This is a genomic window from Cryobacterium zhongshanensis, from assembly GCF_022760445.1.
GTDB classification, from domain to species: domain Bacteria; phylum Actinomycetota; class Actinomycetes; order Actinomycetales; family Microbacteriaceae; genus Cryobacterium; species Cryobacterium algoricola.
Window position 1 is genome coordinate 697,414 of record NZ_JALGAR010000001.1, and the last position, 17,285, is coordinate 714,698.

15 protein-coding genes are annotated in these 17,285 nt (G+C 70.5%); 7 read left to right on the forward strand and 8 right to left on the reverse strand.

Annotated elements, in window-relative coordinates; genetic code table 11:
- Positions 1-86 precede the first annotated feature (86 nt).
- Positions 87-323: a hypothetical protein gene (locus tag MQH31_RS03285; RefSeq protein WP_243010895.1), complete on the reverse strand. Its 237-nt coding sequence runs from the start codon at positions 321-323 to the stop codon at positions 87-89.
- A 290-nt stretch (positions 324-613) separates the two neighbouring features.
- Between MQH31_RS03285 and MQH31_RS20815 the strand changes: the two genes are divergently transcribed.
- A complete protein-coding gene (locus MQH31_RS20815; protein WP_243010896.1) occupies positions 614-1,528 on the forward strand; it encodes a phosphatase PAP2 family protein in 915 nt (304 codons plus the stop codon).
- Between the two features lie 254 nt (positions 1,529-1,782).
- Here MQH31_RS20815 and MQH31_RS03295 read toward each other — a convergent pair whose 3' ends face one another.
- A complete protein-coding gene (locus MQH31_RS03295) occupies positions 1,783-2,154 on the reverse strand; it encodes a hypothetical protein (RefSeq protein WP_243010897.1) in 372 nt (123 codons plus the stop codon).
- A gap of 79 nt (positions 2,155-2,233) precedes the next feature.
- Between MQH31_RS03295 and MQH31_RS03300 the strand changes: the two genes are divergently transcribed.
- Both MQH31_RS03300 and MQH31_RS03305 read left to right on the forward strand, forming a co-directional pair.
- On the forward strand, positions 2,234-2,443 hold the full coding sequence (locus tag MQH31_RS03300) for a hypothetical protein (protein WP_243010898.1): 210 nt from the start codon (positions 2,234-2,236) through the stop codon (positions 2,441-2,443).
- An 11-nt stretch (positions 2,444-2,454) separates the two neighbouring features.
- Entirely contained in the window at positions 2,455-2,697 is a 243-nt protein-coding gene (locus MQH31_RS03305; protein WP_243010899.1) for a hypothetical protein, read from the forward strand.
- A 203-nt stretch (positions 2,698-2,900) separates the two neighbouring features.
- Here MQH31_RS03305 and MQH31_RS03310 read toward each other — a convergent pair whose 3' ends face one another.
- Positions 2,901-3,095: a hypothetical protein gene (locus MQH31_RS03310; RefSeq protein WP_243010900.1), complete on the reverse strand. Its 195-nt coding sequence runs from the start codon at positions 3,093-3,095 to the stop codon at positions 2,901-2,903.
- A gap of 303 nt (positions 3,096-3,398) precedes the next feature.
- Positions 3,399-5,144, reverse strand: a complete 1,746-nt coding sequence (locus MQH31_RS03315) for a pyruvate dehydrogenase (RefSeq protein WP_134535764.1) — start codon at positions 5,142-5,144, stop codon at positions 3,399-3,401.
- A gap of 235 nt (positions 5,145-5,379) precedes the next feature.
- Between MQH31_RS03315 and MQH31_RS03320 the strand changes: the two genes are divergently transcribed.
- Positions 5,380-6,900 carry a type III polyketide synthase gene (locus tag MQH31_RS03320; protein WP_243010901.1) on the forward strand — a complete coding sequence of 507 codons (1,521 nt, stop codon included), beginning with the start codon at positions 5,380-5,382 and terminating at the stop codon, positions 6,898-6,900.
- A 20-nt stretch (positions 6,901-6,920) separates the two neighbouring features.
- Positions 6,921-9,314: an FAD-dependent monooxygenase gene (locus MQH31_RS20820; protein ID WP_308196436.1), complete on the forward strand. Its 2,394-nt coding sequence runs from the start codon at positions 6,921-6,923 to the stop codon at positions 9,312-9,314.
- A gap of 157 nt (positions 9,315-9,471) precedes the next feature.
- Here MQH31_RS20820 and MQH31_RS03335 read toward each other — a convergent pair whose 3' ends face one another.
- The 4 genes from MQH31_RS03335 to MQH31_RS03350 form a co-directional block, all read right to left on the reverse strand.
- Complete coding sequence (locus MQH31_RS03335) at positions 9,472-11,586, reverse strand: glycogen debranching N-terminal domain-containing protein (RefSeq protein ID WP_243010902.1); 2,115 nt, start codon at positions 11,584-11,586, stop codon at positions 9,472-9,474.
- 73 nt (positions 11,587-11,659) lie between these two features.
- Entirely contained in the window at positions 11,660-12,571 is a 912-nt protein-coding gene (locus tag MQH31_RS03340; protein ID WP_372488099.1) for a carbohydrate ABC transporter permease, read from the reverse strand.
- Complete coding sequence (locus tag MQH31_RS03345) at positions 12,568-13,776, reverse strand: carbohydrate ABC transporter permease (protein ID WP_243010903.1); 1,209 nt, start codon at positions 13,774-13,776, stop codon at positions 12,568-12,570. Before MQH31_RS03345 ends, MQH31_RS03340 begins: the two co-directional genes overlap by 4 nt.
- A 6-nt stretch (positions 13,777-13,782) precedes the next feature.
- Positions 13,783-15,045: a sugar ABC transporter substrate-binding protein gene (locus tag MQH31_RS03350; protein WP_243010904.1), complete on the reverse strand. Its 1,263-nt coding sequence runs from the start codon at positions 15,043-15,045 to the stop codon at positions 13,783-13,785.
- A gap of 186 nt (positions 15,046-15,231) precedes the next feature.
- Between MQH31_RS03350 and MQH31_RS03355 the strand changes: the two genes are divergently transcribed.
- The gene (locus tag MQH31_RS03355) at positions 15,232-16,311 is read left to right on the forward strand and encodes a LacI family DNA-binding transcriptional regulator (protein ID WP_243010905.1); all 1,080 of its coding nucleotides are present in this window, start codon (positions 15,232-15,234) and stop codon (positions 16,309-16,311) included.
- A 109-nt stretch (positions 16,312-16,420) separates the two neighbouring features.
- Entirely contained in the window at positions 16,421-17,254 is an 834-nt protein-coding gene (locus MQH31_RS03360; RefSeq protein WP_243010906.1) for an SDR family NAD(P)-dependent oxidoreductase, read from the forward strand.
- Positions 17,255-17,285 lie beyond the last annotated feature (31 nt).

Genomic DNA, 17,285 nt, shown 5'->3' on the forward strand with positions numbered 1-17,285 from the left:
GTGCGGCCGACGGCGTCCGGGCCGGACGCATCCGCTGCCTGGCAGGCTCGAACTCGGCGCCCGGCCCGCAGCGTCTGACCGGAGGGTCAGGGGTGGGTCAGGCCCTCGGTGGTGCCGGGGAGGGTGGGCCGGGTCACGGTGTCCTGCTCGTAGGGTTCGGTGGGCTCGGCCGCGGCGTTCGCCGCCCTCCGGCGTTCCTCCTCGAAGTCGCCCTCGAGTCCGCTGAAACCCTCGACACCCGCCGCCCGGGCGCCCGGGGGCTTGCCTCCGCGCGCGGGATGGTCTTTGTCGGCGGCGTGCCGACCGTGGTGTGCAGCAAACATGCCAGTCACCGTACGCCGAGCGCCCGCCGAGTCAAGGGGTAGCGCACGGAGGGAGCCGGTGCCGCGATGGTATGGCGGGCCGCCGCGCACGGTGTAACTTCTACATCACAGCAGTTGAATTCTGCTCAGAAGGACCTCGGCGGCGTTCGGCCCCGGGGTCCTTTGCCTTGCCCCGGAGGCGCGGCGGCGGCGCTCCGTTCGGCTTGCCGTGCGGCGCTCCGTGCGCCGTTGGGTCGGCGTTTCGGCGGCCTCGCCCACGGTCTGTCCAGCCAGTCGTGCGAAGCTGGACTGTGCGCTCCCTTTCGACAACAGGATTCCCGCGATATCTCGGCGGCGCGATCGTCGCATCGGCCGCCTTCGTCGCGCTCTATCTCTTCTTTGTGCGCACCCTGCACGGCCAGACGATGGACCAGCTCGCCTACGACGGCTCGATCTTCGGCCGGCGCAGCGTCACCGTCGTCACCCAGCAGGTGCTCGACCAGGTTCCGACCGTCTCCGTCGTTGCCGGCGCCGTCATCACCGGGATCATCACGGCCGTGCGCCGCGATCTCCGCACCCTCGTCGTCGCCCTCGTCGTCGCCCTGGGTGCCGTCGTCACCACCCAGGTCCTCAAGGACATGCTGCTCACCCGTCCCGATCTCGGTGTCGACGGGTACGCCGGCAATTCGTTCCCGTCCGGGCACACGACGGTCGCCGCGGCATCCGCTCTCGCCGTCTTCCTCGTCTCGAGCCCGCGCACCCGCTGGCTGGCCGCCCTGCTCGGCTCGGCGTTCGCTGCCCTGGCCGGAGTGTCGACCCTCGCGAACGGCTGGCACCGGCCGAGCGACGTCATCGCCGGGCTCCTCGTCGTCGCCGTCTGGGGCTGCGCGGGCGGCCTCGCGCTCGGGGTGTGGGGCGCATCGCCCAGCCGGTTGCGAGCGCGCCCTCGCGGGCAGCGGTTCGTGGCTGGGAATGCCGACCCGGAGACGGGCGGCGGCCCCCTGGCCCCGGTCCGCGGAACGCCGGCGATCGGCTACCGCACCCAGCTCTGGTTCGTCGTGCCGTTCTGCGTTGTCGCGGCCGCAGCGTTCCTCGTGACCTTCTTCGGCGCATCCGGCCCGAACAACGAGGCCGTCATCGCCTACGTCGGCGGGGTCGCGGCGATCTGCGCCGCCGGATCCCTCGTCGCGTTCGTCGCAACCCACCTCTTCGACCGCCTGCCCTGACTTGCGGCCCCCGGCTATCGTCGCCGGCCCCGTCGTGTCGCCGAGCGGATGCCGCCGCGCCGGTTTCGGCAGCCCGCACCCCCTCGTACTCGCCGCCGCGCCGGTTTCGGCAGCCCGCACCCGTTTGCGTTCGCGCCCGCGCCGGTTTCGGCAGCCCGCGCCGGCCGTTTCGGGCGCTCCCTGCGCAAACCGGCGCGAGCATCCGCTACCGGTCGCCCGCTGACGTTGTTCCGAAGTAACTCACCAGACAGCGGTCAGGGCCTTGCGCCGGCGCCGATCGTGCCCGTCACCTCGAAGCGACCGTAGGAGAGCGTGACCGTTCGCGCGTCGGGGCTCGGCGCATCCCGCGTGGAGACCGCGATGCTCCCGGGGTAGCCGGCCTCTCCGAACACGGGACCCGGTTCAACGGTGAGGGGACCGACCTCGAACGGGAGCCCGTCGAACCGCACCTCGTCGGGGGTCGACCAGTGGATATCCGCGGTGGGATCCAGGACCTGCCCGTAGACCACTGCGTGGGTGGTCCAGATGTCGACGCCCGTGATCGTGAAGGGTGCGGGCGCGTCGGACTGCACCGTAACGGTGGCGTACGTGAGTAGGCGAGAGTCCGGACTCGGAGGGTGGGCCATGTCAGGAGCTTACGGCGAGCGGATGCGCCCGCACAGATTTAAGTGGCATGGTCAGGTAAAACGATTGTAGAGTGACGCCATGACCAACCGAAATGAGCAGGAGTTCACCCGGTCGACAGGTACTGCGTTCCTGTTCCTCTGCGGTGCAGTCGTTGTACTGATGCTGTCTGTTCTGACGTTCGGCACCGCGTCGGAGTGGTTCCACAATGTATCCGGCACCGTCTTCCTGGCGCTGGCCGGGGTGCTTGCCTACCGAGGCTTTCGGCTGCTGTCTCACCGTCACGCCTGAGGGGACCCGCTGTGACGGCACGTCGAAACATCGTGATCGCCGGCGCCAGTGCCGTGTGCGGATTTCTCGGCGTGATCGCCTCGATGATCTGGCTCGTGGTCCTCGGATACCGTGCCGATGCCGGCGAACAAATCCCGGTTGGGCTCGCGTGGACCCCGCTCGGCGTGTCCCTGCTCACGGTCCTCCTCAGCGCGGGTTGGCTCCTGCGCGCGGCCTTGACGAGCCAGAGAGACCAAGGAGACGGCGCCAGCTGAGGCGGGCGGTCGGAGGCAGACGGGCGGTTCGTCCTCGCGCCCGCGCCGGTTTCGGCAGGCCGCGCCGGTTTGTCCTCGCGCCCGCGCCGGGGTTGGCAGGCCGCGCCCACCGTTTCGGGCGCGGCCTGCCAAACCCGGCGCGGGCATCCGTGGGCTGGGCGGAACCCGAGGAGTCACGCGCGCCGACGCTGATCGTCCGGCGCTCAGGCTCCGATCAGGACGAGCACGTGATACACGACGTAGACCGGCCAGACGATCGCCTGGAGCAGCCCGAGAATCACGCCCCAGAACGTGCCGCTCGACGCCGAGACGAAGTAGATCGCCGCTCCGATGTACGCCAGAAAGAGGACGAACCCCCAGGGCCCGTCCCGCACGATCACCCGTCCACGTCCGTCCATGGCCATGAGCTCCTCCGAATCCAAACGCCGCGGCGACTAGCCCTTGGGCCTCAGGGTAACCCGAGAGCTGCCGGCGTGACACGGGACGGCCGCGCCGGTTTCGGCAGGCCGCGCCCGCCGTTTCAGGTGCGGTCTGCCAAAGTGGGCGCGGGCATCGTGCGGGGGCCGCGGAAACGGGTGCGGTCTGCCGAAGTGGGCGCGGGCGCGCATCGTGGGCAACGGCATCCGCCCGCCGGGCCCGAGATCGCGACCCAGACCGAACAGGCCACGGTTCCGCCTCCGCGACGGGACCCGCGTGCGCGCCTAGAGCTTGTGGATGTTCGTGCGGGCGAGCTGAACGGCCTCGCCGACGCCGCCATTGAGCACGACGCGGGAGAGGGCGAGCGCGAAGCCGCGCACCTGCGCGCCGGTGATCGTCGGCGGCATGCTGAGGGCGAGTGGGTCGGTGACGAGGTCGACGAGGGCGGGCCCGTTGTGCTCGAAGGCGCGCTCCAGGGCGCCGCGGATGTCGGCGGGATCCTCGACCCGCTGGCCGTAGATTCCGAGGGCGTTCGCGACGGCGGCATAGTCGACGGCCGGAACATCGACGCCGAAGTCGGGGTAGCCGTCGACGAGCATCTCGAGCTTGACCATGCCGAGGGTCGAGTTGTTGAATACGACGATCTTCACCGGCAGGTTCTGCGCGGCGACCGTGACGAGCTCGCCGAGGAGCATCGAGAGCCCGCCGTCGCCGGACAGGGTGACGACCTGGCGGCCCGGGTGGCTGGCCTGGGCGCCGATCGCTTGGGGGAGCGCGTTCGCCATCGATCCGTGCAGGAGCGAGGCGAGCATCCGCCTGCGCCCGTTCGGGTTGATGTAGCGGGCGGCCCAGACGTTGCACATGCCGGTGTCCGCGATGAAGACGGCGTCGTCGGCGGCGACCTCGTCGAGGATCGAGGCGGCGTACTCGGGGTGGATCGGCGTGCGCTTCTCGACGTTGCGCGGGTTGCCGTCGACCTTGTGCATGAGCTGCTCGTGGTGCTTGAGGGTCTTCTCGAGGAACCGGCGGTCGGCGGTGCGGGTGATCAGCGGGGTGACCGCGGCGAGTGTCGCGGCGACGTCCCCGTGCACCGGAACGGTGACGTTGGTGCGCCGGCCGATGTGTTCCGCACGGATGTCCACCTGCGCGATGACGACATCCGTGCCGTCGGGCAGGAATTGCGAATACGGGAAGTCGGTGCCGAGCAGGATGAGCAGGTCGGCGTCGTGCATGCCGTCGTGGGCGGCGCCGTAGCCGATGAGGCCGGTCATGCCGACGTCGAAGGGGTTGTCGTACTGGATCCACTCCTTGCCGCGGAGGGAATGTCCCATCGGCGCGGCGAGCAGGTCGGCGAAGGCGACGACCTCGTCGTGGGCGCCGGCGACGCCGATCCCGGCGAAGATCGCGATCTGGCGGGCGTTGTTGATGGCGTCGGCGAGGCGCTGCACGTCGGCGGGAGAGGGCACGAGCGTGCCGGGCTTGGTCAGGGTGATCGTCGGGGCCGTGCCGACCGCGGGCAGCTCGGCGATGTCCCCCGGGAGGGTGACCACGGCGACGCCGCCGAGGCCGATCGCGTGACGCATGGCCATGCTCACGACGCGCGGGGCCTGGCCGGCGGAGCTGACGAGTTCGCAGTAGTTGGAGCACTCGACGAAGAGGCGGTCGGGGTGGGTCTCCTGGAAGAAGGAACTGCCGATCTGGGCGCTCGGGATGTGGCTCGCGATCGCGAGCACGGGAGCTCCCGAACGGTGGGCGTCGTAGAGGCCGTTGATCAGGTGCAGGTTTCCCGGTCCGCAGCTGCCGGCACAGACGGCGAGTTCGCCGGTGAGCTGGGCCTCGGCGCCGGCCGCGAACGCCGCGGCCTCTTCGTTGCGCACGTGCACCCAGTCGATGCCGCCCTTGGCCGATCCGCCGCTGCGCCGGACGGCGTCGACGATCGGGTTGAGGCTGTCGCCGACGATGCCGTAGATGCGGCGAACGCCGGCTTCGATGAGCTGGGCGATGATCTGGTCGGCGACGGTCGTGGCCACGGGACTCCCTGGGATCGGCGGGCGCGCGGCCCGCGGTTGGCGACGCGCGTCCTCGTTGTCCCACGCCATATTCCAGCCTAGGCACCACTGCGCGGCTCGGAACCGTGCCCAGCGGATTCACTGCCAGCGTCCAGTTTCAAGCGTGCGGGCATCCGCTCGCCGTCGCCCGCGCTCGCGAACGCGCCCGGGAAAATGGGGGGTGTGCCTCGCAGGGCCGCGTGTAACACTGGGGGCTATGTCCGTCACTCTTCGAGCGTTGCAGACCGTTGTCCCATCCACCGTGCTGATCCAGGAGCAGGTGCGCGACGTTTTCGCGTCCCAACCCGGCCTGAGCAGGCTGGCGAAAAGGCTCGTGACCGCATCGTTCAACCTCTCGGGAATCGAACGGCGTCACACCGTGATCGAGGAGCTGACTCTCGACTCGGACGCCGCCGATCCCCTGTTCTTCGACGCGGCGACGCAGACCCTCCTGGTGCCGAGCACCCGGGTGCGGAACGAGCTGTACATCACCGAGGCGACGAAACTGTTCGTCGAGGCCGGGCGCCGCGCACTCGCCGCGTGCCCCGGCATCGAGGCAGCGGACGTGACCCACGTCGTGACGGTCTCGTGCACCGGCTTCTACGCGCCGGGCCCCGACTATATGCTCGTGCGGGAATTGGGACTCAAGCCCACGACCCAGAGGTATCACCTCGGCTTCATGGGTTGCTACGCCTCGATGCCCGCGCTGCGCACCGCGAAGCAGTTCGTCGAAGCCGACCCGAATGCCGTCGTGCTCGTCGTGAGCGCCGAGCTCTGCTCGCTGCACCTCCGCACCTCGGACGACCCGGACACGATCGTCGCGTCCTCGCTGTTCTCGGACGGTGCGGCCGCGGGAATCGTCAGCTCGCGCGCCCCGGCACCGGGCGAGGCCGCTCTCAACCTGGACCTGTTCGAGACCGTGATCACCCCGGTCGGCGAGGGTGACATGGCCTGGAAGATCGGCGACGAGGGCTTCGAGATGGTGCTCAGCAGCTACGTTCCGCACATCATCGACCAGCACATCGAGGGCGCGCTCGCTCCGCTCTTCGCGAAGGACCCCGGGCTCGCGGCGGCCGTCGCTGCGCTCGGCGCGTCCATGCCGATCGAGGAATTCACCGACGCGGTCGAGGTGCTCGCCGAGGTTGCCGAGGCGACGCACCTGGCGGACCTGGCCGCGTCAACGGAACTGGCCGAGGCGACCGAGCTCGCCGAGCTGGCGGGACTGCTGGCCGTGCAGGGTTCGCCCGCGGAGCCTGGCGTGCTCAGCGGGGCGGGTTCCGCGGGTGGCTCGGCGGCGCCGGGGTTCGAAACGGATGCCGCAGCCGGGTCGGTCGCCACGCTCGCCGCCCCCGTGGTCGCGCTCGGGGCATCCGCTCAGCGAACGCCCGTGACCGACCCCACCGCTGAACTCGCAACTGGCCTGGCCGCCGCGACGACGGAACCGGCGACGGTGCCTGCCCTGAACCTGAGCACGGCGATCGCGCACTGGGCGATCCACCCGGGCGGGCGCAGCATTCTCGACAAGACCGAGGCCAAGCTCGGGCTGAGCGAAGCGCAGCTCGTGCCGTCCCGGGAGACCCTGCGGGATTACGGCAACATGAGCAGCGCGACGATCCTGTTCGTGTTGAAGGCGATCCTGGACGCTCCGGACACGGCGGACGGCGAGCGGCTCTGCGCCATGGCCTTCGGGCCGGGGCTCACGGTTGAGTCCGGCCTGATGACCGTGGTGCGCGGCTGACGCGGCTCGCGCGAGTGCCGGTGTTGCCTGCGTTGCCGTTCCTTCGCCGACGGGCGACCGACGCGGTCGAGCTCATGGACGATCCCGACTGCGATCCCGATGCGCTCGATCGCACCTACGGCTACTTCCGCTTCGTGAATGCCGCGGTGTCGGGCTGGCGCGGGGTCTATCGCCGCGAGATTCGACCGTTCCTCTCGACGAGCCGGGAGAGCACGCTGCTCGACATCGGCTCGGGCGGCGGCGACGTCGCCACGGCCCTCGCCCGCTGGGCGACCCGCGACGGCCTGCTCCTCACGGTGACCGCGATCGACCCGGATGCCCGTGCCCACCGCTTCGCAACCGCCCGGCCGGCACTGCCCCGGCTTCAGTTCCGGCGGGCGCTCAGTTCCGATCTCGCCGATGCGGGCGCGCGCTTCGATTTCGTGGTCTCCAACCACGTGCTGCACCACCTGACCGGCGCCCAGTTCGGCGGCCTGCTCGCCGACTGCGAACGGCTCGCGGCGCCCGGCGGCCGGGTCCTGCTCGGGGACATCGAACGCAGCACCTTCGCCTACCTCGGCTTCGGCCTCGGCACCTGGCCGCTCTTCCGCGACTCCTACATCCGCGCGGACGGCCTCACCTCGATCCGCCGTAGCTTCACCGCACCGGAACTGCGCGCGGTCGTGCCTCCGGGCTGGGAGGTGGTGCGCGAGCATCCGTCGCGCCTGCTGCTGCGCTGGGACGGCCCGAGCGCGCCCAGTGCGCCGTCGCGCGCCCGGCGTTCCGCGTGGGTCACGGGCGACGCGCCACTTGCGCCGCTTCGCGCCAAGGGTGCCGGCTATGTGACGGGCGACGCGCCACTTCCGCCGCTTCGCGCCAGGCGTGCCTGGCGCGCAGCTGCGCAGATGGCGCGCGTCCCGAGAGCTGCCGTTCCGGTCGAGAGTGGCCCCTCCGCCGGGAACTCTCGACCGGAACGGGAACCCTCGCCGGCCGTCGTGACGGCGGGCGCGGCGGATGCGGCGCGCGCTACGGGTGCGGCGGGCGCTGCGGGTGGCGACGGGCAGCGGATGCGGGACGTGATCGTGGTCGGCGGGGGTCCCGTCGGGATCCTGCTCGCGGGGCTCCTCGCGGTGCGCGGCCTCGACGTCGAGGTGCTCGAGCGGCGTGCAGAACCGTCGCGACGGTCGCGAGCCATCGGCATCCACCCGCCGTCGATGCGCGCCCTCGACGAGCTCGGTCTCGCCGACGCCGTCGTCGAACGCGCCGTCCGGATCCGCGGCGGCGAGGTGCGCTGCGACGGGCGTGCCCTGGGCCGCCTGACGTTCCGCGAGGCGGCCGGGCGGCATCCGTTCGTCGTCTCGCTGCCCCAGTACGAGACCGAGGCGCTGCTGCGCGCCCGGTTCGACGAGCTCAGCCCCGGCCGGTACCGCTCGGGCGTCACGGTCACGGGAGTGCGGGACCGCGGCGACCGCGTCGAGGTCGAGGTCGAGCACACCGGAACGCCCCCGGCACACAGTGACGCCGGGGAGGATCCCGGATCGGCGGGAGAGTCCGGTGTTGCACGGACCGTTCTCGAGGCCCGCTACGTTGTGGCCGCGGACGGCGCCCGCAGCATGGTTCGCGCACTCGCGGGTATCCGCGGGATCGAGCGCGGCGGCGGCGACACCTACCTGATGAGCGACTACCCGGCGGGCGATCTCGGTTTGGCGGGGGAGTCCGCGCCGGTTGGTGACGGCCCCGCGGCCGACTCGGCGGGCGATCCGGCGGCTGACACCGCGGCCGACTCGGTGGGCGATCCGGCGGCTGGCCCCGCGGCTACCGACCCCGTGGCCACTGACACCGTGGCCATCGACCCCGCGGCCACCGACCCCGCGGCCGAGCATGCGGTGCTGTACTTCGAGCGCGGCGGCGTCGTCGAGTCGTTCCCGCTCCCCGGCGGGCGGCGGCGCTGGGTCGCCATGACGTCGTCCCTGCAACCGGATGCCTCCAGCCGCGACCTCGCCGCGATCGTCCAGTCCCGCACGGGCGTGGTTCTGCCCTCGTCCGGGGCGGCGGTGAGCGCGTTCTCGGTGCAGCAGCGGCTGGCCGAACGTCTCGTCAGCGGACGGATCGTCCTCGTCGGCGACGCCGCGCACCAGATCAGCCCAATCGGCGGCCAGGGCATGAACCTGGGCTGGCTCGACGGACTCCAACTCGCCCCGGCACTCGCGCGTGCCATCGCCGAACCGGATGCTGCCGCATCCGTGCTCGAGGACTACGACCGCCACCGCCGCCGCAGCGCCCGGATGGCGGCCCGCCAGGCCGGCTTCAACATGATGATGGGTCGGCCGGCCACGGGCCTACGTTTGCGGCTGCGCAACGGTCTCGCGCGCACCCTCGCCGTGCCGCCGGCGAGTGGCGTGCTCGCGAGTGCCTTCACCATGCGCTGGCTCTAGCCCCGCACCCTTCAGCCCACCCAGCCCGCTTCACCCCACCCGAGCCCGCACCACCCAGCCCGCAGGACGACGCATAACTCCGGCACATTCCGCGGCCGGCCGGCGGCTGGCGCGGAATTCCGCGGCAGCCGCCGGAGCCGGCCGGAATCTGCAGGAGTTAGGCCCGGGGCTGGCGGGGGAGGATCGTGACCTGGCCGAGGAGGGCCGGGGTGATCGGGGTCGAGGTGACCAACCCGGTCTCCCGGTCGGGCGCGAGGCCGAGCACGGTCCCGAGCACGGAGATCGCCGCGGCCGCAGACCAGGCCTGCGGGCGGCACGCCGCGGGGTACGGCACCGGCGCCGACACGTCCGTCGAGGAGTCCCCGGAGTGGAGCTCCGGCATCCGGTAGCCGAAGGATTCGGCGGCCGCGAGCAGCCCGTCGATCAGGATGCCGGCCTCGGCGCCGAATCCGGCGCGCCCGAGCCCGTTGATCGCGATCGCGGTGTCATGGGTCCAGACCGAGCCGCCGTGGTAGCTCAGCGGCCAGTATCCGGTCGAGTCGGTCGACATCGTCCGCAGGCCGAACCCGGAGTTGAGTTCGGGCGAGACGAGCCGGGCGGCAACGAGTGCCGATTCCTCCTCGTTCAGCAGTCCAGTGCCGAGCAGGTGGCCGATGTTGCTCGTGACGGTGTCGACCGGGCGCTTGTGCGCGTCGAGCGCGACCGCGGGATACCGGCCGGAGGGCGAGTCGATCCAGAAGGATGCCCGGAATCGGTCCTGCAGCGCAGCGGCCCACTCGCGCCACTCGGCCGCGCCGGGGCGACCGAAGGCCTCGAGCAGCTCGGCGCCGCCGATCGCCGCCTGGTAGGCGTATGCCTGCACCTCGCAGAGCGCGATCGGCCCCTCGGCGAGGGTGCCGTCGCGCCACTGGATCGAGTCGCCGGAGTCCTTCCAGCCCTGGTTGGCGAGGCCGTGGCCGGTCTCGTCGACGTAGGAGAGGAACCCGTCGTCGTGGCTGTCGCCGGAGTCGCGCATCCAGGCGAGGGCCGCCTCGAGGTGGGGCAGCAGGGCCTCGACCTCGGCTCCGGGCAGGCCCCAGTGCCAGGCGTCGTTCAGCAGGCAGATCCAGAGCGGTGTCGCGTCGACCGTGCCGTAGTAGAGCGGCGGCAGGTTCAGGCTCTCGCCGGGCATCGAGAACGCGGCAGGCCGCAGCTCGTGCATGATCTTGCCCGGCTGCTCGGCCGTTTCGGGGTCGGAGACGGTGCCCTGCAGGCTCGCGAGCAAGCGCAGTGTCGAGCCGGCGATGTCCGTGCCGAGCGGCAGCAGGAACCGCGCCGCCCACAGCGAGTCACGCCCGAACAGGGTGAAGAACCACGGCGCCCCCGCGGCGAGGAAGGGCTCATCGGGCTGCGCCGTCGTCGCCATCCGCAGCCCGGAGAGGTCGTCGAGGGCGCGCTGCACCCAGCGGCCGAGCCGGGCGTCGCCGGAGTGCACGGTCACGCCGTCCCACTCGGGCAGGCCGCCGGCCGCCTGGACCACGGTTGCCGAGTGCTCGATGTCGACGGCCCACTCCACGGTCGCGGTGCCGTGCGCGGGCACCTCGACCGCCCAGCTCGCCGCGACGATCGGTGCGGCGGCATCCGCCCCGGCCCGGTGCGCCCCGCCGGCGGCCGACGCGGGGGTCTGGGCGAGCGTCGCGTCGCTGCCGAACCGCAGCACGGCCGTCACGCTCGGCGTCGACAGGCGGATGCCGTCGGCCACGGTCTCGAGGTCGACGACGGGCGTCTCCGGCAGGTCCGCAGCCGGGAAGGCGCGTCTGCTCTCGGGGTCGGCAAGCCCCGCCTTGACCGTCTGCATGTCCGAGAAGTCGGGGTGGACCCGCAGCGCGATCGTGGTCGAGACCGGGTGGCCCAGGCCGGAACGGATCGTGATGCGTTCCCGCATCCGCCCGGCGCTCACGGTGCGCGTCACCTCGAGCCGCAGCCGAGGGTCGGCGGTGGCGTCGTCGAGGTGCCGCAGCAGCGACGTGAAGGTCACTTCGCCCGAACCGCGCCCGGCCTGCGCGATCGCCTCGCCGGGTGCCCCGCCGACCGAGACGTCCCAGCCCGAGAGCACGCGGGTGTCCGCGTGGTACAGGCCGTGGATCGGCAGTTCGGTGCGCCCGTCGGGACGTGACCACGCCTGCGTGGGTGCGGCGAGGACGATGGTCGAATCGTGGAGCAGCGGCTGGACCGGGTGGTCGCCGGCGGGCTGAATGGGCACGGGCGTCGAGATGAGGGACTGGGAGAGCATGAGGAAGGAACGACTCCTGGATTGAAGCGGATGTCCACAGGGGGACGGGGAAGGTGGGCCGGCCGGCCGGGACTTACTCCTTGACGGCGCCGTCGGTGGTGTTCATGATCCGTTTCTGGAAGATGAAGAACATCACCGCGACCGGGATGGTCATGATCGCCGCGGCGGCGAGTTTGAGCGGGTACTGGGTGCCCTGGCTGAGCTCCCCGGAGGCGAGCGACGCGACGCCCTTGGTGAGCGTGGTCAGCGCGGGCGACTGGGTCGCCACGATGAAGTGCGAGAGCTCGTTCCACGATCCCTGGAATGACAGGATGACGATCGTGATCAGTGCGGGCCGCGCCATCGGCAGCACGATCGACCAGAACACCCGGAAGGTGCCTGCGCCGTCGATGCGGGCCTGTTCCTCGACGCTCGCGGGGATCGATTCGAAGAAGTTCTTCATGATGAAGACCCCGGCGGCGTCGGTGAGGAGCGGCACGATCATCCCGACGTAGGTGTCGTAGATGCCGATCTGGTTGATCACGAGGAACTTCGGGATCAGGAGCACGACGCCGGGAACGCTCATCACGGCGATCAGGCCGGCGAAGATGACCGTCCGGCCGCGGAACTGCAACCGGGCGAGTGCGTAGCCGGCGAGCGAGTTGAAGAACACCCGCCCGAGGGTGACGAAGATCGTGACGATGGCGGAGTTCTTGAACCAGACCGGGAAGTCGGAGTTGAGGAACAGCTTCTCGTATGCCGCGGTGGACCAGGTCTGCGGGATCAGCGAGATGGGATTGCTCGCCGCCTCGACATCCGTCTTGAACGAGGTCGCGACCTGCACCAGGAACGGCGCGATGTAGATGATCGCGAGCACGGTGAGGATCGCGTACATCAGCGAGCGGCCCGCGACGGCGCGGGTGGGCAGCTGCGGCCTGCTCAGTGAGCGCAGCCGACGCGAGGGCGACGGCGGGGTGGGTGTCTTCGTCGAGACCGTGGCGGTCATCGGGTGCCTCCGGTCGTGTCGGGCGCGTGGGAATCGGGGTCGGAACCGGAACCGGGCGGGTCGGTGCCGGGGGATCCGGAGCCTGCCCCGGTGAGGGCGGATGCGGCGACGACGTTCGCGGTCGCACCGTTCGCGACCGACAGGTACGGTCGCATCCGCCGGTTCGAGACGGAGCGTTCCCGCAGCACCCAGCGCTGGAAGAGGGTGAAGAACACGATGATCACGAACAGGATGAACGCGATCGCGGCGCCCTGGCCCCATTCCTGGTTGTTGAACGCCGACTGGTAGGACAGGAAGGCGGGAGTGAGGGTGGTCTTGCCGGGTGCACCCTTGGTGCCGGTGTAGATCTGGTCGAAGACCTGCCAGCTGCCGATGAGGCCGAGGGTGAGCACGGTGAACAGCGTCGGGCGCAGCTGGGGGAGGGTGACCTTCCAGAATCGCTGCCAGCCGTTGGCGCCGTCCATCATCGCGGCCTCGGTGACCTCGCCGCTGAGGTTCTGCAGCGCCGCGATGAAGAGCAGCATGAACGTGCCGCTCGTGGTGAACACGGCCATCAGGATGAAGGCCGTCATGGCGACGGAGGGGCCCGCGAGCCAGTCCCACCAGGAGACGCCGAGGAAGGATCCGTCCGTGAGCGCGGCGGGGCCCTGGGTCACGCCGAAGAGCTGCAGGAAGTTGTGCAGGATGCCGCTCGGGTCGTTGAACCAGTTCGGCCCGGTGATGCCGATGAACGAGAGCAGCTTGTTGACGGCGCCGGTCGAACTGAACAGGAACAGCCAGAGCACGGTGATCGCCACCGAGCTCGTCACCGAGGGAAAGTAGAACGAGGTGCGGAAGAAGCCGCGGCCGCGGAGGATCTGCCGGTTGACGAGCACGGCGAGCAGGAGGGAGAGGGCGGTCTGGATCGGGACGACGAGCACGACGTACCACGCGTTGTTGCGCAGCGCCGTGCCGAAGTCCTGTTCGGCCAGGCTGCCCCCGCTCAGGAGGGTGGAGTAATTGTCAAAGCCGACGAACTTCACGTTGCCGCCGAAGGGGCTGCCGCGGCCGCCCCAGTCGGAGAAGCTGACCCAGAGTGCCATGAGCACCGGGATGACGAGGAACATCCCGAGCAGGATGATCATCGGGGCGGTGAAGAGCCACCCCGAGGCGGCCTCGCCGCCCCGGATTCCGGAGCGGCGAGACGTGCGTGCGGGCTTCGACATGTCGAACTACTTCAGCAGCGCTTCGAGGTTTTTCTGGGCGGCGTCGAGGATCTGCTGGGGATCGCCCGTCTTGAGGGACTCGAGCTTGGAGTTCAGCTCGGTCACGACATCCGCTGCGCCCTTCGCGGTGGGCGTGCCGACGGCGTAGTCAGCACCGTTCAGGAACGGGACGAGCACCGGGTTGGCGGCCTTCCAGTCGGATGCGGCGGACTTGATCGACGGCATCGGGCCGAAGGCCGTGGAGAAGGCCAGCTGGGAGTCCTTGCTGGTCAGCTGCTCGACGAGCTTGAGAGCTGCGGCTTGGTTGGGGCTGTCCGTGGCGATGCCCCAGCAGTTGGTGAACTGCATGGTGCCCTTGCCGGCGGGGCCGGCGGGCAGTTCGGCGATCGTGTACTTCACACTCGGGTAGTCACTGGACATGGCGCCGGTGATCCAGTTGCCCTCGATCGTCATGGCCGAGAGCTGCTTGCCGAATGCCTCGCCGCCCCAGCCTGCTCCGACGTCCTTGGCGTACTTCAGCACGCCGTCGTTCAGGAGCTTCTTGACCTCGGTGAGACCGGCGACGGCCTCTGCGCTGTTCGCGGTGGCCTTCGAGCTGTCCTCGTTCATGAGGTTGCCGCCGGCCTGCGCCATGAAGGCGCCGGCGCGGGCGTATTCGCCGCCGATGGCCAGGCCGACCTGGTCGGGTGTGGTCAGCTTCTTGGCCACGGTTTCGAGCTGGTCCCAGGTCGTGGGGATGTCGGCGTCGGTGAGTCCGGCCTTCGCCCAGGCATCCGTGTTGATCACGAGGCCCAGCGTGGAGAAGTCCTTCGGCGCGCAGTAGAACTGGCCGTCGTAGGTGAACGACTTCACGAGGCTCGGGTAGAAGTCGTCCTTGTTGGCGAGGCTGTCGCCGTAGGCGAGCAGGGAACCGTTCGACGCGTAGCCGGCGAGGGCATCCGTCGACAGGTAGAACACGTCGGCCGGCTTCTTGGCCGCGAAGCCCTGGGCGAGCTGCTGGTTGAGGTCGCTCGCGACGGAGACCGTGGCCTTCGTGCCGCTCGAGGACGACCAGGATGCGACGGCCGCGTTGACGGCCTTCGTCTCGGCGTCGCCGCTCGAACCGATCAGGACGGTGAGGCTCTTGCTCGAGTCGCTGGTGAGGTCCCCGGCCGAGCCGGTCGAGCCGGACGTGGTGCCGCCGAAGCTCGAGCTGCAGCCCGTGAGGGCAAGCGCTCCGGCCATGGTCAGGCCGGCCCCGATCATCCAACGGGAAGTGCGTCGTTGCATTTTCTTCTCCTAAAGTCGCGCCGCAGTGCGCGTTTGCTTGTGTGAGAACGACGATAGCCGGTTTTATTTGATCGATCAAACTTTTTATTTGATCGATCTAATTTGGGGAACAAAGGGACGCGCTAGTCTGTTTTTATCGTTCCACCCACGAAGCCGTGCTCGTGGTACGACCGGGAGGGAGACATCATGGGGGAGTTCCCCACCGTGACCGACGTGGCACGCGTGGCCGGGGTCTCCCGGCAGACCGTCTCCAATGTGATGAACACCCCGGGAATCGTGAAGGCCGACACGCGCGCCCGGGTTGAGGCGGCCATCACCGCGCTCGGCTACCGCCCGCACGCCTCGGCCAGGCGGCTGCGCACCCGGCGCAGCTCGACGATCGGCATCCGCCTGGACCCGATGATCGACGGCATCTCCGGTTCGGTGCTCGACCGGTTCCTGCACGCCCTCACCGAGCAGGCCGACGCCCGCGGGTTGAGGGTGCTGCTGTTCACGGCGACGAGCCCCGAGGATGAGATCGACCAGTTCCGCCGCCTGAACGACGGGGCGGATGTCGACGGTTTCGTTCTGACGTCGACGACCGCCGACGACCCGCGCACCGCGTGGCTGCTCGAGCACGACATCGCCTTCGTGACCTTCGGCCGACCCTGGCAGGAGAACGATTTCACCGACCCGAGCCACCTCTGGGTCGACGTCGACGGTCACGCCGGCCTCTACGCCGCGACCCGGGCCCAGCAGGACGCGGGCGCGCGTCGCATCGCCTACCTCGGCTGGCCGAGCCCGTCCGGAACGGGCGACGACCGCCGCCGCGGCTGGCACGAGGCCATGCTCGAGCGGGGCGATGTCTCCGCGGAGGAGCTCGCCCGCCTCGAGGTGGTCACGACCGACGGGGTCGACCAGGGCGCCGCGGCCATGCGGCAGCTCGCCCGCACGGCCGGCGGCATCGACGCGGTGCTGTGTGCGAGCGATGCGCTCGCGCTCGGGGCGATGATCGCCAACCCCGCCCGGGTGTCGGTCACCGGCTATGACAACACACCCATCGCGGCGGCGATCGGGCTCTCGAGCGTGGACCAGCCCGTCGACGAGGTCGCCGCGGGCGTGCTCGAACTGCTCACCGGCGAGTTCGAGGGCCAGGTGTCCCACGCGCCCGATTCCGCGTCGCCGCGCTACCGAATGGTCACGCCGCGGCTCATCACCCGGCAGTTCGAGGCCATTCCCCGGGATTCGGTGCCCGCGAACGCCCTCGTCGACGAGGTCTCGCGCTGAGGAGCGGCCTCACCACCTTCGCGCGGCCGGGAAACGTGTTTTGTCCGCAACTCAATCCGATCCGGCCGCACACATCGCCGGGCATTCACCTCGGCGCTAGCATGACGCCATGACCTTGCCGATCGCCGACCCGCCCCTCCCCACGGTTATGCCGACCGGCATCCCCGCTGCCTGGAACCTCAGCGGCCGCACCGCCCTCATCACCGGGGCGGGCAGTCCGAGCGGCATCGGCTTCGCCGCCGCACGGATGCTGGGCGAGCTTGGCGCCCGGGTCGTGGTCACCGCCACGACGGAGCGCGCCCACGACCGCGCCCGCGAACTCGTCCGTCTCGGAATCCCGGCGACGGGTATCGTGTGCACCCTCGACACGGAGGCCGGTGCCGCCGTGCTCGCCGCCGGGCTTGCCGCGTCCCGGCTGACCCCCACGATCCTGGTGAACAACGCCGGCATGATCGCCGTCGGGGACGCCGAGATGCTGCAGGGCGATATCACCAGCACCCCGGCCGACGAGTGGGAGCGGAGCCTCGCGATCAACCTCTCGACCGCCTTCCATGCCACCCGCACCGTGATCGAGTTCATGCGGGAGACAGGCTGGGGGCGCATCGTCACCGTCTCGAGCGTGACCGGCCCGGTAATGGCGGCCCGCGGCGACCTCGCATACGCAACGGCCAAGGCGGGCCTCGCCGGCCTGACGCGCGCGCTCGCCGTGGACGAGGCCTGGCTCGGCATCACCGCGAACGCGGTTGCTCCCGGCTGGATCGAGACCGGTTCCCAGCTGCCGAGCGAGGCCACCGAAGGCGCCCTCGTCCCGGCCGGACGCAGCGGAGCGGCCGCTGAGGTCGCATCCGCCATTGCGTGGCTGGCTTCACCCGGCGCGTCGTACGTCACCGGCCAGACGATCGTCGTCGACGGGGGCAACAGCGTGGCGGAGGAGCGACGCTGACGGGCACAGCGCCGATGACCGTGCGGCGCCG